The sequence below is a fragment of the Deinococcus radiopugnans ATCC 19172 genome, assembly GCF_006335125.1.
GTDB lineage: Bacteria > Deinococcota > Deinococci > Deinococcales > Deinococcaceae > Deinococcus > Deinococcus radiopugnans.
In genome coordinates this window covers 105037-118290 of sequence record NZ_VDMO01000001.1, presented here as the reverse complement: position 1 = coordinate 118290, position 13254 = coordinate 105037, and the positions used below count along the sequence as shown (strand labels likewise).

At 70.7% G+C, this 13254-nt stretch carries 13 protein-coding genes; 6 read left to right on the top strand and 7 right to left on the bottom strand.

Annotation, left to right across the window (positions count from 1 at the left end):
* The first annotated feature begins 38 nt into the window (after positions 1-38).
* Genes FHR04_RS00495 through FHR04_RS00485 form a run of 3 tightly spaced genes read left to right on the top strand, consistent with a single transcriptional unit; the run spans position 39 to position 1508 of the window.
* Positions 39-422, top strand: coding sequence for a rhodanese-like domain-containing protein (locus tag FHR04_RS00495; RefSeq protein ID WP_139399853.1), 384 nt, complete (start codon positions 39-41; stop codon positions 420-422).
* A gap of 25 nt (positions 423-447) precedes the next feature.
* A complete protein-coding gene (locus FHR04_RS00490; protein WP_139399851.1) occupies positions 448-1230 on the top strand; it encodes a TlpA family protein disulfide reductase in 783 nt (260 codons plus the stop codon).
* Positions 1227-1508: a metal-sensitive transcriptional regulator gene (locus FHR04_RS00485; protein ID WP_139399849.1), complete on the top strand. Its 282-nt coding sequence runs from the start codon at positions 1227-1229 to the stop codon at positions 1506-1508. Before FHR04_RS00490 ends, FHR04_RS00485 begins: the two co-directional genes overlap by 4 nt.
* Positions 1509-1847: 339 nt before the next feature.
* On the opposite strand, the gene FHR04_RS00480 is transcribed toward FHR04_RS00485, so the two are convergent.
* The 4 genes from FHR04_RS00480 to FHR04_RS00465 form a co-directional block, all read right to left on the bottom strand.
* Positions 1848-2621, bottom strand: a complete 774-nt coding sequence (locus tag FHR04_RS00480) for an ABC transporter permease (protein WP_139399847.1) — start codon at positions 2619-2621, stop codon at positions 1848-1850.
* Between the two features lie 203 nt (positions 2622-2824).
* Positions 2825-3586, bottom strand: coding sequence for a molybdate ABC transporter substrate-binding protein (gene modA, locus FHR04_RS00475; RefSeq protein ID WP_139399845.1), 762 nt, complete (start codon positions 3584-3586; stop codon positions 2825-2827).
* Positions 3587-3626: 40 nt separating this feature from the next.
* The gene (locus FHR04_RS00470) at positions 3627-4748 is read right to left on the bottom strand and encodes a substrate-binding domain-containing protein (protein WP_139399843.1); all 1122 of its coding nucleotides are present in this window, start codon (positions 4746-4748) and stop codon (positions 3627-3629) included.
* A gap of 110 nt (positions 4749-4858) precedes the next feature.
* The gene (locus FHR04_RS00465) at positions 4859-5920 is read right to left on the bottom strand and encodes an EAL domain-containing protein (RefSeq protein WP_249038899.1); all 1062 of its coding nucleotides are present in this window, start codon (positions 5918-5920) and stop codon (positions 4859-4861) included.
* A gap of 236 nt (positions 5921-6156) precedes the next feature.
* Here FHR04_RS00465 and FHR04_RS00460 point away from each other — a divergent pair, with 236 nt between their 5' ends.
* Together FHR04_RS00460 and FHR04_RS00455 are read left to right on the top strand one after the other, a co-directional pair.
* On the top strand, positions 6157-7107 hold the full coding sequence (locus tag FHR04_RS00460) for an SMP-30/gluconolactonase/LRE family protein (RefSeq protein ID WP_249038898.1): 951 nt from the start codon (positions 6157-6159) through the stop codon (positions 7105-7107).
* A gap of 4 nt (positions 7108-7111) precedes the next feature.
* The gene (locus FHR04_RS00455) at positions 7112-8023 is read left to right on the top strand and encodes an NAD(P)-dependent oxidoreductase (protein ID WP_211344158.1); all 912 of its coding nucleotides are present in this window, start codon (positions 7112-7114) and stop codon (positions 8021-8023) included.
* Positions 8024-8074: 51 nt separating this feature from the next.
* On the opposite strand, the gene FHR04_RS00450 is transcribed toward FHR04_RS00455, so the two are convergent.
* The 3 genes from FHR04_RS00450 to FHR04_RS00440 form a co-directional block, all read right to left on the bottom strand.
* A complete protein-coding gene (locus tag FHR04_RS00450; protein ID WP_139399840.1) occupies positions 8075-9601 on the bottom strand; it encodes a sensor domain-containing diguanylate cyclase in 1527 nt (508 codons plus the stop codon).
* Between the two features lie 173 nt (positions 9602-9774).
* Complete coding sequence (locus tag FHR04_RS00445; protein ID WP_139399838.1) at positions 9775-10881, bottom strand: P1 family peptidase; 1107 nt, start codon at positions 10879-10881, stop codon at positions 9775-9777.
* A gap of 185 nt (positions 10882-11066) precedes the next feature.
* A complete protein-coding gene (locus tag FHR04_RS00440) occupies positions 11067-12185 on the bottom strand; it encodes a cytochrome P450 (protein ID WP_139399836.1) in 1119 nt (372 codons plus the stop codon).
* Between the two features lie 160 nt (positions 12186-12345).
* Between FHR04_RS00440 and FHR04_RS00435 the strand changes: the two genes are divergently transcribed.
* Positions 12346-13101: an SDR family NAD(P)-dependent oxidoreductase gene (locus FHR04_RS00435; protein ID WP_139399834.1), complete on the top strand. Its 756-nt coding sequence runs from the start codon at positions 12346-12348 to the stop codon at positions 13099-13101.
* Positions 13102-13254: the final 153 nt, after the last annotated feature.

Genomic DNA, 13254 nt, shown 5'->3' with positions numbered 1-13254 from the left:
GCCCATCCGCCCCGCTTTGACAGGAGAATCCCAGACCCATGACCCGCCAGAAGCTCCAGATCCTGTTTCCACTCACCGGCGCCCTGATGCTCGTGGCCTGTGCGCCGCACGCCAGCAGTTTCTCCACTGTCACGGTCAACGACTTGAAGACTGCTGTGGACGGCGGCGCGTACCTGCTGGATGTCCGGACGCCGGCCGAATTTGCGGAAGGACACATTGCCAGCGCCATCAACCTGCCCCTTGACCAGGTGGAAGCCCGCGCCGACGAGGTGCCGGGTGACCGCCCGGTCTACGTTATCTGCCGCAGCGGCAACCGCAGCGCCCAGGCCACCGTCATCCTGAAAAAAGCAAACAGGGACGTCCGGAACGTGGGCGGCGGCATGAACGACTGGGCCGCCGCCGGATATCCGGTGACCCGGTGACCTTGGGGACCGCCGAGGTGGGGCCATGACCCTCGGTCTGGACGGCCTGGGCCTGGGGCCGCTGCACCTGAGCTGGCCGAGCCTGACGCTGGTGCTGGGGGCGGTGACGTGGCTCACCCTGGCCCGTTTTGCCCACGTGGAACGCGCCCTGCTGGTCACGCTGCTGGTGGCGCGGGTGTGGGCGGCGCTGCCGGGCCTGGACGGCGGCCGACCGCTGCTGGAAAACGTCCTGGACCTCGTGGACCTTCGCCGGGGCGGCTGGGCGTGGGGGCCTGGAATGGTGGCGGGATTGACGACGCTGTGGTGGCCGCGGCGCCGCTTCCCCGCCGGGCTGGCGCGTGCGCTGGCCCTGACCGTGGTCGCCGCGGCCCTGCCCGGGCTGCTCCGGCCTGCCCCGCAGGAGCTGCAGACCGTCCTGCCCCGCACCCCGCTGCCCCGGCTGACCGCGCTGGGGCTTCAGCCGGCGGCCCCGGTGCCCACCGGCGGTGTCGTTAACTTCTGGGCCACCTGGTGCGGGCCGTGCCGCTCGGAGCTGCCGCTGCTGGCGGCCCGGCAGGCCCAGGGGGCGAATGTCCTGCTGGTCAATGTCGGAGAATCGGCCGCGACGGTGGAGACTTTCCTGAACACCAACACTCTTGAGGTGCAGACGTGGGTGCAGGGCCAGGACCTCAGTGCCCCGCTGGGCATCACCGGCTTTCCCACCACCCTGGCGGTCAGCGCCACCGGCCGCGTGGTGGCACGTCATCTGGGTCCGCTCAGCGGCGCCCAGCTTCGCCATCTGCTTGACCTTGCCAAAGGAGCGCCATGACCACTGCCCCATCTTCCCCGGCCCCGCTGACCGAGACCGACGAGAAAGTTCTGAAGAGACTGCGCCGCATTGAGGGTCAGGTGCGCGGCCTTCAGCGCATGATCGAGGAGGCGCGGGACTGTCACGACATCCTGATTCAGCTGAGCGGCGTGCGCAGCGCCCTGGACGCCGCCGGCGAGCAGATTCTGGAGCAGTACGCCTCGGGTTGCCGCGCGCATCCCGGCGAGCCGATCACGCCGCAGGACGTGGTGCGGGCGGTGAAGTTGCTGCGGCGCTGATTCCGCTGCTCATCGTGTCGGCCGTCGGTCATACGGATTCCGTTTGTTTCGTGTAGGAACCGGCGCTCTCCCGGTTCCTACACTCCACGTCCGGAGGGATGTTTTTCTCTTTCTCGCTATCGTCGCGGACAGACGCCCATGAGGACGCTGCTCCTCCCCCTCGGATTTCCAGGTGTTTCCAACACCTTTCAATCGGAGTCCGTATCAGTGGCAGAACACCGGTCCACCGTGCCTACCGGGACGCGTGGTTGGGCGTCCGGCGTTGCTTTGCGGCGTCCCGATTGAAGGCCTTTGCTGCGGCGTCCGGAGAGCCGCGCGGGGTGGGCCGGTCTTCCCGGCTCAGCGGGGGGTGTGCAGGCTGCCTAGCCGCCGCACCACGGCCAGCACCGTGAACGCCACCAGCACCATCACCGCCGACAGCACCAGCGCCGGGGCCAGGTCGGATTCCAGGGCCGAATAGATCGCCAGGGTAATGGTGCGCGTGCGGCCCTGCAGGGAGCCGGCAAACAGAATGGTGGCCCCGAATTCGCCCAGCGCCCGCGCCCAGGTCAGGACCAGACCCTCCAGCAGGAACGCGGAGGCCAGCGGCCAGGTGATGTAGCGGAAGACGGTCCAGCGGTCCGCCCCGTCGGTGCGGGCGGCGTCTTCCACGTCGCGGTCCACCGCCATGAAGCCGGCCTTGGCGGTCCGCAGGTAAAAGGGAGCCGCCACGAACAGCTGCGCCAGAACCACCGCCGCCGGCGAGAACGCCACGCTGATGCCCGCCAGCTCCAGCGGCGCCCCCAGCAGGCCGCTGCGCCCAAAGGCCAGCAGCAGCCCCACGCCCGCCACCACCGGCGGCAGCACGATGGGCAGGTCCAGCAGCGTGTCCAGCGCCGTCTTGCCGGGAAAATCGTACCGGGCCAGCAACCACGCCACCGGCGTGCCCAGCAGCACGGTCAGCACCATCGTGCAGCTGGTGGTCAGCAAGCTGATGCGCAGGGCGTCCAGCACCACCGGCCCCAGCAACGTGGGCAGAAACTGCGCGTTCAGGCCGCGCAGCAGCAGCGCCAGCACCGGCAGCACCAGAAAAACCACCAGCAGTGCGCTCAGCGCCAGCGGCACGCCCGGCACGCCGCGCCGTCTGGGGCGGGCGGACGGGCGGCGGGCGGCCGCGTCGTCGGGAAGGGGCCGGCTGATCAGCGCGTCACGCCTGGACTGGACGGGAGCGGAACTGGACGGGCGGACACGGAACAGTCAAGGGGATAGGGACGGCTGAGCGACATGGGTCTCCCTGGGTGGCGCGGAGAAGGCTGGGGGCTGCGGGCAGGTGGGCATTACTGTGGTTTCAGAAAGCCCCATTTCTTCAAGATGGCCTGTCCCTCGCCCGACAGCACGAACTTCACGAAAGCCTGCGCCGCCTCCGGACTGGCCGCGTCCTTCAGCGTCCCGATGGGGTAGCTCGCGCTCTGGTTGAAGCGGGTGGGCAGCGTGATCACCCGGACATTGGGCCGCAGGGCAGGCGTGACGTCCGAGCTGTAGACCACGGCGGCGTCCGCCTCGCCCAGTTGCACCTTCAGGGCCACCTGCCGCACATTCGGCTCCTCGCTCACCACGTTTTTCAGGAACTGCCCCGAGAAGTCCTGACCGTAAGCGCCGGACTTGTCAATGGCGCTGATCATACGGCGGGTGTAATCGCCGACGGGCACGGCCTTGTCGGCGATCACCAGTTTGAGGCCCGGTTTGCTCAGGTCTGCCAGCGTCTGTACTTTCGCGTTGTTCTTCGGGGCGATCACGGCCAGCCGGTTGCTCAGGAACGGCTGACCGGCCGTGACCAGCCCCGATTTCACCAGTGGGTCGAACTGCGCGTTGTTGGCGCTGGCGTACACGTCGGCCCGCGCGCCGTGGTCCAGTTGCGTCCTCAGGGCCTGCGATCCAGCGAACTGGAAGCGGGTGGTGTGCCCGGTCTTCGCGTCGAAGGCCTGACCGATCTCGGCGAAGGCGTCGGTCAGCGAGGCGGCGGCGAACACGGTCAGGTTGGCCGCGCTGGCACTGCCCAGGCTCAGGAGAAGGGTGGACATCAGCAGTTTTTTCTTCATCGTGAACCTCAGCTGGACTGGAATGGGGCCGGAGTGAAGGTCATGCGACGATGCCCCGCAGATGCCCCACCTGCGCCGCGTCGTAGCCGCCCAGCGCGGCCAGTTCCAGCAGGAAGGCCGGGCTGCGGGCCGTGTGCAGCAGCGCCTGGACTGCCGGATGGTTCAGGTGGGCCTCAGGCACGATCAGGTCAAAGTGTTCGCGTTGCAGAGGCACGAAATGCAGCCCCAGCGCCTGCGCGGCGATGCGGGGGCCGGGCGCGACGTCGGCCGCGCCCGACTGCACTCGGCGGGCGGCCTCCAGCGGGGAGTCCACCTCGTCGCGGTAGCCGGGCAGCGCCTGCCGTTCGGGGCCGCCGATGCCCGCCGCGTCCAGCCACGCGTCCAGCATCAGACGGCTGCCCGCGCCGGGGTCACGGTTGATCAGGCGCAGGGTGCCGCCGCGCAGGTCGCCCACGCCCCGGACGTGCCTGGGATTGCCCGCCGCCGTCAGCAGGCCCTGCTCCCAGGTCCACAGCGCGATGACATGCACCGGCTGGTTCAGACCCAGGCGGTGCACGAACGGCAGGTTGGATTCCTGGCTCTCCGCGTCCCACAGGTGAACGCCCGCCACGTGCGCCTCGCCCGCCGCCAGGCTTGCCAGCGCCGCCTGACTGGAGGCCGGGCGCGTGATTACCCGTGTCCCTGGCGCGGCCCGCCCGGTGTGGGCGGCCAGCAGATCCAGCGAGGGATCGCAACCGGTCAGGACGGCCGAGCGCCCGGCCAGCTCCAGGTCGCCGCCCAGGTCCACGTCCACCTGCGCCCCCCGCTGCGCCGTGATCATGCCGTCGGCCTGGTGGGTCAGGCCCGCCGCGCCGTGCAGCGGCACGGCCAGCAGCTCGTGGGCCAGCCGGGCCAGCCGCACGCGTCCCCCCGGCGCGGCGTCGCCGGTCAGGCGGGCCTGCACGGTGCCGGGACTCAGGCTGAACAGTTCGTCGACGCGGCAACCCAGCGCCTGGGCCAGCCGCAACGCCACCACGGTGGTGGGCGCCGAATGGCCCGTTTCGATGTTGTGCAGCGCCTGACGGGTGATGCCCGCCCGGCGGGCCAGCTCGGCGGCCCCCAGCCCCGCCTGCTTCCGCTGCTCCTGCACAGAGGAGCGCAGCACACCCAGCGCGTAAGACATGCCTGAGCGTAGCGTCGACTGTACGGGGCGTCAAGTCCAGTTGACGAACTGTTCTGGTGGGATCATCTGCGCCGCTGGCGGCTCCCGGCAGCGGCGCGGCCCACGCGCAGTTAGGACAGGTGCAGGCCACCGAAGACTGGCTGCGCTGCCGGGCGGCCCAGGTGGTAGCCCTGGCCGTAATCGCTGCCCAGCGCGGTCACCAGGGCCAGTTCAGCGGCGGTTTCAATGCCCTCGGCCACCACGCGGATGCCCAGATCGTGGGCATACGTGATCAGGGCCTGCACCAGCGGCATCCGGGCGTCGTCGCCGGTCAGCCCATGCGTCAGGCCACGGTCCAGCTTCACCACATCCGGCTGCAACTCGGCCAGGTAGGTCAGGCTGGTGTGCCCGGCCCCCAGATCGTCCAGCGCCACCTGCGCGCCCTCGGCCCGGTAGCGCCGCAGCAGCGTCAGGTCAGGGAACGCCTCGCTCTCGGTCACCTCGAACACCAGCCGGGAGAAGTCGGCCCCCACCTGACGGCAGGTCTCAAAAGTCGAGCGCAGACAGACGTCGGGGTTGTAGACCACGCTGGGCGAGAAGTTGATGAACAGCCGCTGGTCCCGGGGCAGCGCCGGATACACCTGGGTGATGGCGCCCAGGCGGGCGTGGGCGTCGAAGGCGCGGCGCTGCCCGTGGGCGGCGGCGGCGCGCAGCAGGGCGGGCGCCCCCAGCCGCTGCCCGTCCCACTGCGCGCGGACCAGCGCCTCATGACCGTAGACCTGCAGGCCGCGCAGCTCCACGATAGGCTGGACGTCAAAAGACAGGTGCTGGCAGGCGTCGGAAAACCAGGCGGTGTCCAGGCGGTGCAGCCACTGTTCCAGCGGTGCGGTCTGCCAGGGGTCCGGGCCGTCCCCGTGCCACGGCGTGGCGAGCACTTCCTGACGTTCGGTGGACGTGAAGGTGCAGAGCAGTGCCCGGAGCGTGGCGAAGGTCTCGGGAGCCAGGACGAACGCCGCCCCGTGGCTGTGGAAGCGGACGTGGTGCGCCTCCAGGGCGGTCCAGAGCTTGCGCTGAAGGTGGGTGGACGCCGCCCGGACAGCCAGCCCGTCCGGACCGTTGGCGGCTGTGGGCCGGATGGCCTGACAGTCGCACCTCGCCGGGAGCGGGGGGGTGGGCGGGAGGGGCACAGACACGAAAATATCCTGACAAACCCCTTCTGACAAACTCATTTTCTGAGGTGTTCCGCAAGGGATGGCCGGCGATCCTGACCGTGATGCACGGCCCGGTGTCTAAACAGACCGCACTTGTCTAAACAGCGAGTGGAACGGGCCGCCAGCGTGAGTCTGGAGCCCCAGGATCAGCGGGATATGCTGGAGCCGGACGAGCCAGTACCAGACGAGCCAGCACCAGACGAGGGGGAAGACTGATCTTGGACGCACCCGCAACGAACCCTGAGACACACATCGAGATGGCCGACGAGCGCCTGCGCCCCTTGCTCAAAGCCGGAGCCGTGCTGGAGCGGCTGTGGACCGGGTCCACCTGGGGCGAGGGGCCGGTGTACCTGCCGGATGGCCGCGTGGTCTGGAGCGACATTCCCGGCAACCGCCTGCTGGTCTGGCAGGAGGGTCACGAGGTGCAGGAGTACCTGAAGCCCTCGCACTTCCAGAACGGTCACGCCCTGGACCACCAGGGCCGCATCGTCGGCTGCTCGCACGGGGAGCGCGCCATCGTCCGGCAGGAGCAGGACGGCCGCTGGACGGTGCTGGTGGGCGAGTACCGGGGCCGGCGCCTCAACAGTCCCAACGACGTGGTGGTGGCGCGTGACGGAAGCATCTGGTTTACCGATCCACCGTACGGCCTGATTCAGCCGCAGGAAGGCTACGGCGGCACCCAGGAGCAGCCGGGGCAGGAGGTCTACCGCTTTGATCCCGAAACGGGGGACCTCCGGGCAGTGGTGCGCGGGATGGTCTGTCCCAACGGGCTGGCCTTCAGTCCGGACGAATCGGTGCTGTACGTGGGCGACACGGCGGGGACGCATTCGGGTGAAACGCACTGGCCCGAGCGGCATCACCATATCCTGGCCTACGACGTGGTGGACGGTGACGTGGTGGACGGCGAGGCGGCCCATGCCCGCGTGTTCGCCGAGGTCTCGCCGGGCTTTCCCGACGGCTTCCGGGTGGACGTTCACGGCAACCTGTGGACCAGCAGCGGCAGCGGCGTGCAGGTCTTCGCGCCGGACGGCACCCGCCTGGGCGAGATCGCGGTGCCCGAGGCCATCGGCAACCTGACCTTCGGCGGCCCGGACGGCACCACCCTGTTTATCGCGGCCAGCACCAGCCTGTACCGCTTCGAGGTCAACGTGCGCGGCGTGACGGCGTAACGGCGTGAGCGCCCGTTCAGCCTCCTGGCCGAAGGTGGCCTTTCTCGGCACCGGCCTGATGGGCCGCCCGATGGTCCGGCGACTGCTCGCGGCGGGCGTGCCGGTGACCGCCTTCAACCGCTCGCCGCAGCCGCTGGCCGAACTGGTGGAGGCCGGGGCGGGGGCGGCCCCCAGCGCGGCGGAGGCGGTGACAGAGGCGGACGTGGTCATCACCATGCTGCCCGACGGCCCGGTGGTGGGCGAGGTGCTGCGCGGCGGCGTGCTGGAAGCCGCGCGCCCCGGCACGCTGTTCGTCGACATGAGCAGCATCCACCCGGCGCTGGCCCGTGAACACGCCGGGCTGATCGCCGCGCGGCAGGGCCAGGCGCTGGACGCCCCGGTCAGCGGCGGCACCGTGGGGGCGGCCGAGGGTACGCTGGCGATCATGGTGGGCGGCGATCAGCCCGATTTCGAGCGCGCCGCGCCGCTGCTGAGCGTGCTGGGCCGGCCCACGCTGGTCGGGCCGCACGGAGCCGGCCAGCTGTGCAAGCTGGTCAATCAGGCGATTGTGGCCGTGACCATCGGCGCGGTGGCCGAGGGCCTGAGCCTGGCGCGTGCGGGCGGGGCCGATCCCGTCCAGGTGCGTGAGGCGATCATGGGCGGCTTCGCCCACAGCCGCATCCTGGAACTGCACGGCCAGCGCATGAACGAACGCCGCTTCGAGCCGGGCGGCACCGTGACCACCCAGCTCAAGGATCTGGACGCCGTGCTGGACGTGGCGGCCACCGTGGGCCTGACCCTGCCGCTGAGTCGGCGCGTGCATGACCTGTTCGGCGCGCTGGCGCGGGACGGTGGGGGCGGGCTGGACCACAGCGCCCTGATTCTGGAAATCGAGCGGCTGGCGGCCGGGGACCGGACTGGACCGGAGCGGTCCTAATCCGCCTCAGCGTGGGCGGGCCAGGGGAGAAGCACAGGTCGGATCAGCCGCTCAGGACGAGAGGGCCTGCTGTTGCCGCACGGCCTGCCGCCGCCGTTTGACCCCGTACATGCGCTCATCGGCCAGCGCCAGCAGCGCTTCGCCCTCGCCCTCGTGGCTGTGGGCCACCCCCACGCTGGCTCCGCGCAGCGCGCCCACCTGCCGGGCGGCCAGCACCGCCATGTCCACCGCGTGATGAACCGCGTCCTCGTCCACGCTCTCCAGGATCACGAATTCGTCGCCGCCCAGGCGGTAGACCTCTCCCGCCTTGCCCACCTCCATCCGGAGGGTGCGGGCGAACACCTGCAGCAGCTTGTCGCCCTGCGCGTGGCCCTCCTGATCGTTCAGCGCCTTCAGGCCGTCGAGGTCCAGCCCGGCCAGCAGAAAGGGCGCGCCGTCCTGCTGGCGCTGCCGCAGGTCCTCCTCCAGCGCCCGGCGGTTGAGCAGGCCGGTCAGCGCGTCGTGCCGGGCCTCCTGGCGGGCCAGCTGCATTTCCAGCCGCCGGTCCAGGGCGCCCCGCACGCTGCGCCCCGCCGCCTCCAGCAGCGCCCGGTCGCTGCCCCGCCAGCGCGTCACCGGATTGTCGCGCAGCCGCACGGCCATCAGCAGCGAGGTCACGCCGCCGCGGGTGCCCAGCGGTTTCCAGGCCACCTGCTGAACCCCGGCGTCCACCATCGTTGTCAGCGCGCCGGGGACCGACGGGTAGTCGTCCAGGTACAGCGGGCGCCTGAGATCGGTGAGGGTCCGCGTGATCGAGCCGGACCAGTCGGGCCGCGGGGCGGGCAGGGCGCCCATGGCCGGAGCCACCTGCGGGGTCTGGTGAGCGGCCTCCACGCGCAGCTCGCCGCCCTCGAAGATCAGCAGCCCGATGTAGTCCGCGTTCAGCGCCTCGCCCAGCAGGGCCGCAGCGCTCAGGGTCGTTTCCTCGGGGCTCAGGTCCAGGTCCATCAGGCTGCTGACGCCTTCCAGGACGTGGGCGTGGGCGAGACTGCGCTGCAAGTCGGCATTGCGCAGTTGCTGGGCATTGAGCTCATGGGCCAGCGCCAGGGAACTGGCCCGCAGTTCCAGCTCGCCCATGACCAGCGCGGCCAGGTCCTGCAGGGCCTGCAGGTCGTCCGGGGTCAGGGGGTGGAACTGGTGATGGGTGACGCACAGCGTGCCGATGCGCTGCCCCGCCGGGGTGGTCAGCGGCGCGCCCGCGTACATGCGGATGTGCGGTTCGCCGGTCACCATCGGGTTGTGCGCGAAGCGTGGATCGGTCTGGGTGTCCTCGATCACCAGCGGCCCGTCCTGCAGGATGGTCCACGCGCAGAACGAATCGTGGCGTGGGGCCGTCGTGTCGCCCACCCCCACGCTGGACTTGCCCCACTGGCGGTCCTGGTCCACGAAGTTGATCACCGCCACCGGGGTGCCCAGCAGGCGGGCGGTCAGCCGGGTGATGCGGTCGAACACTTCCTCACGGGGGGTGTCGAGAATCTCGTAGCGGGCCAGATCCAGCAGCCGGACGTATTCGTGAGGTGGCAAGGGGGCGCCGATCATGGTCCGCATCCTGCCGGGCGGCGTCTGTCCCGCGTCTGACAAGCGGTTTTTTATAAGTCTGGTCATGGGCAACCGAACGCCGCCGATGGGGCACTTTGCCAGGCCACCAGGGGAGGGGAGGGAACACTCAGGTGAGCAAGCGCCGCGTGCCGGGTGTCCATCACACCCCGAGGTCAACCCTGTCCGGGCCGCCCACGCCCAGCCGCGGCCCAGGCGTCGGCCAGCAGCTCCAGCGGCAGGGCCTCGATCTGCTGACCGTCATGGGTGGTCACCGGCACCGCCATGCACAGCGCGTTGAGGATGGCCTCCTCCGCCGCCTCGATGGCGGCCAGGAACAGCGGCGAGACCAGATCGTTGGGCAGCTCCAGCGGGGTCCAGGGTGCGCCGCGCCTGGGTGGGGTGCGCCGCACCGCCTGCGCCGTTGAAAAGGCCAGCGCGTAGTCCCCGCTGCCGCTGCTCATGGCCGAGCCGGTGCGGCCCAGGCCCAGAAAGGCCCGCCCGGCCAGCCGGCGCAGGTTGCGGTCCGACAGCGGCGCGTCCGTCGCGAGGATGAACACCACCGAGCCGTCCGCGTCGCCCCGGTCCAGCTCGCCGCGCAGGTAGTGCCGTCCGGTCCGCTGGCCCACCGGCAGGCCGGCCACCTGCAGCACCCCGCCGAAATTCACCTGTGCCAGCACGCCGACCGTGTGGCCGCCCAGCGAGGCCGGCAGCACGCGGGAACTGGTGCCCATCCCGGCCTTCCAGCCGAAGGCCACCGTTCCGGTGCCCGCGCCCACACAGCCCTCCTGCACGGGGCCGCCACGCGCCGCGGCCAGCGCGCGAAGCGCATGTTCGGGGGTCAGCGCCCGCGCCCGGATGTCGTTGACCACGCCGTCGTTGGTCTCGCCCACCACGGCGTTCACGCTGAGGGCCTGCGGGTTGCGGGCCAGCGTCCATTCCACCAGTCCCTGCATCGCCGGGGCCACGCTCAGGGTGTTGGTCAGCAGGACCGGCGTTTCCAGTTCCCCCAGCTCCTGAACCTGCGTCAGCCCCACGAATTTTCCGAAGCCGTTGCCGATGGCGACGCCGGCGGGAACGCGGTCCTCGAAGACGTTGCCGCGGTGGGGGAGAACGGCGCTCACGCCGGTCCGCAGGCCCGGTTCCACCATCAGGGTTTCGTGCCCCACCAGAACGTCAGAGACGTCGGTGATGGCGTTGAGCGGGCCGGGCGCCAGGATACCGGGCACGATGCCCAGCTCGCGCAGGCGCCGCCGGAAGGGTGGGGGTGGGTCGCGGAACATGCGTCACGCTAACAAACAGCCGGGCAGGTGCGGTCCTGGCCCACGGAGCTTCAGCACCCGGCGCCCACCTCCAGGCTCTCAGCCCGGTGGAAAGATGGGGCAGCCCACCGTTGCGGTGAGGGTGGTGGGGCTGTCCGTCCCGTGCGCGGCCCGTTCATGACGCCGTTGTGCCTCCTGCGGACGGCTCAGGCCAGGCGCACCACCACCGTCGCGTATCCCCCGCCCGGAGGCAGCTCCCGGGTGCTTGCTGCGGCCCAGGTGACGCTGTGGGTGGCGCGCAGCAACTCTTCGGTGAACACGTGCAGTTCCAGGGTGGACAGCGCCCGTCCGGGACAGGCATGCGGTCCCAGGCCGTAGACCAGGTTGTCAGGCGCATGCTTCGCGGGACAGAAGGCGTCAGGATCGGCAAAGACGCGCGGGTCGCGGTTGGCCGCCGTCCAGTTGACCTGCACCACCTCTCCCCGGGCGACGGCCACCCCGCCCAACCGGGTGTCCCGGAGCGCCACGCGGCGGTTGGCCACGAAGGGGTCATCCATCCGCAGGATCTCGTCCAGCGCGGCGTCAAATTCCTGCGTCGTCACTCCCGCCCGGAGCCGGGCCTGAACCTCGGCGTGCTCGGCCAGGAAAGCCACGATCACGCCGGCGCACAGCGCCAGAGACCCCAGGTCGCCCGAGGTCCAGTTGCGCAGGACCGACACCAGTGCCTCATCCTGCAGCGGGCGGCCCGAGCCCTGTTCGTTCATCAGGCGGGCGGTGACGTCGTCCCGTTCCTGCCCACGCCGGCGGGCCAGTTCGCCGCGGATGATCGCGTCGAACGCCTCGGCCACCCGGCCCGTCCACGCGTGGTCCCCGGAGCGGGAGGCGCGGCGGTTTTCCTGCACCCAGTCCAGCAGCTGGCCCTCCAGATCGGCCTGCCAGCCCAGCCAGCGCAGCTGCACGCGCACCGCGTAGCGCGCCCCCAGGTCGCTGACCGCCTCCACGGTGGCGGGCAGGGTCAGGCCACCCAGCACCTCGCGCATCACCTGCCGCGCGAGGTGCTCGACCTCACGCAGGTTCTCGGGGTCCATCAGGTACGGGTCCGTTAACGCCCGCCACTGCTGGTGCTCGGCCCCGTCCAGCCCGTTGGGAAGTTGCCGGAAGCGTGACACCGCGCTTGAAAAGAGCTCAGGCTGAGTGACGACCTCGGTCACTTCAGGATGCCCGTAGACGATCACCTTTCCGGCCTGCCGCTGCACAGGGCAGGTCTGGCGGGCCTGGTCGTACTCGCGGCGGGGGTCACGGTCTTGGAGGGGCGGCGCAGGCATGGCCGGATGTTATCCGGACGCCGACTGAAGAGTCGACCCGTCGACCTGAACGCCGTGAGGAGTGTTCAAGGCGCAGAAGAGGCGAGGAATTTCGCGATCTGGAACGGCAGGAGGCAGGTGCCGGCTTCAGGCCGGACGGGCCTGTGCTTGACTGTCGGGCATGATCAATCTAAGCGGCAAAGTGGTCCTGGTCACCGGAGCCTCGCGCGGCATCGGCGCGGCGTGTGTGCGCAGCCTGCTGGAGGCGGGCGCGTCGGTGGTGGCCCACCTGGGGCGCCGTGGGCAGGGCGGCGAGGCGCTGCTCCAGGAGTTCGGGGCGGCGCGGCTGCACCTGCTGACCGGTGACCTGGCCCAGGAGGGCGAGGCGGCCCGCCTGTTTCAGGCCGCCGCCGCGTGGCAGGGCCGCGTGGACGTGCTGGTCAACAACGCCGGGATCGCGCCGGCCGTGACGGTGGACGATCCTCTGGACGCGTGGTCCGCCGTGTGGCACGAGACCCTGCAGGTCAACCTGCTGAGCGTGGCGGAGACCTGCCGGGAAGCCATCCGGCAGTTTCGGGGCCAGGGCGGCGGCATCATCATCAACATTGCCAGCCGGGCCGCCTTCCGGGGCGATCAGCCGGACGCCATGCATTACGCGGCCTCGAAGGGCGGGGTGATTGCGCTGACCCGTTCGGTGGCCCGCGGCTTTGCCCACGAGGGGGTGCTGGCGTACGCGGTGGCCCCCGGCTGGGTCCGCACCGAGATGGCCGAGGCGTACCTGCAAGAGCACGCGGCGGATCTGACCCGTGAATTCCCGCTGGGCGACGCCGCCCCGCCGGAGGACGTGGCCGCCACCGTGGTGTTCCTGGCCTCGGGGCTGGTGCGGCACATGACCGGGGCGACGCTGGACATCAACGGCGCGTCCTACGTGCGCTAGCGCGGGCAGCCGCCTGAACCTCGGCGGTGGGGGTTCGCCCCTGGGCACCGGGGAAGGCGGGGCGGCGTCATGATCACCCGGACGCTGCCGTTCTCCTGAGGCTGGGGGCTAGAATGGGGAGACGGCCCGCCGTGGTGGGGGCGCGGAACGGCG

What these genes read in the sequence shown, in the direction of transcription:
- FHR04_RS00485 (WP_139399849.1), top strand. Translation starts at nt 1,227, where the DNA reads ATGACCACTGCCCCATCTTCCCCGGCCCCGCTGACCGAGACCGACGAG.
- FHR04_RS00450 (WP_139399840.1), bottom strand. Translation starts at nt 9,601, where the DNA reads ATGATCGGCGCCCCCTTGCCACCTCACGAATACGTCCGGCTGCTGGAT.
- FHR04_RS00470 (WP_139399843.1), bottom strand. Translation starts at nt 4,748, where the DNA reads ATGTCTTACGCGCTGGGTGTGCTGCGCTCCTCTGTGCAGGAGCAGCGG.
- FHR04_RS00445 (WP_139399838.1), bottom strand. Translation starts at nt 10,881, where the DNA reads ATGTTCCGCGACCCACCCCCACCCTTCCGGCGGCGCCTGCGCGAGCTG.
- FHR04_RS00490 (WP_139399851.1), top strand. Translation starts at nt 448, where the DNA reads ATGACCCTCGGTCTGGACGGCCTGGGCCTGGGGCCGCTGCACCTGAGC.
- FHR04_RS00435 (WP_139399834.1), top strand. Translation starts at nt 12,346, where the DNA reads ATGATCAATCTAAGCGGCAAAGTGGTCCTGGTCACCGGAGCCTCGCGC.
- FHR04_RS00440 (WP_139399836.1), bottom strand. Translation starts at nt 12,185, where the DNA reads ATGCCTGCGCCGCCCCTCCAAGACCGTGACCCCCGCCGCGAGTACGAC.
- modA (WP_139399845.1), bottom strand. Translation starts at nt 3,586, where the DNA reads ATGAAGAAAAAACTGCTGATGTCCACCCTTCTCCTGAGCCTGGGCAGT.
- FHR04_RS00495 (WP_139399853.1), top strand. Translation starts at nt 39, where the DNA reads ATGACCCGCCAGAAGCTCCAGATCCTGTTTCCACTCACCGGCGCCCTG.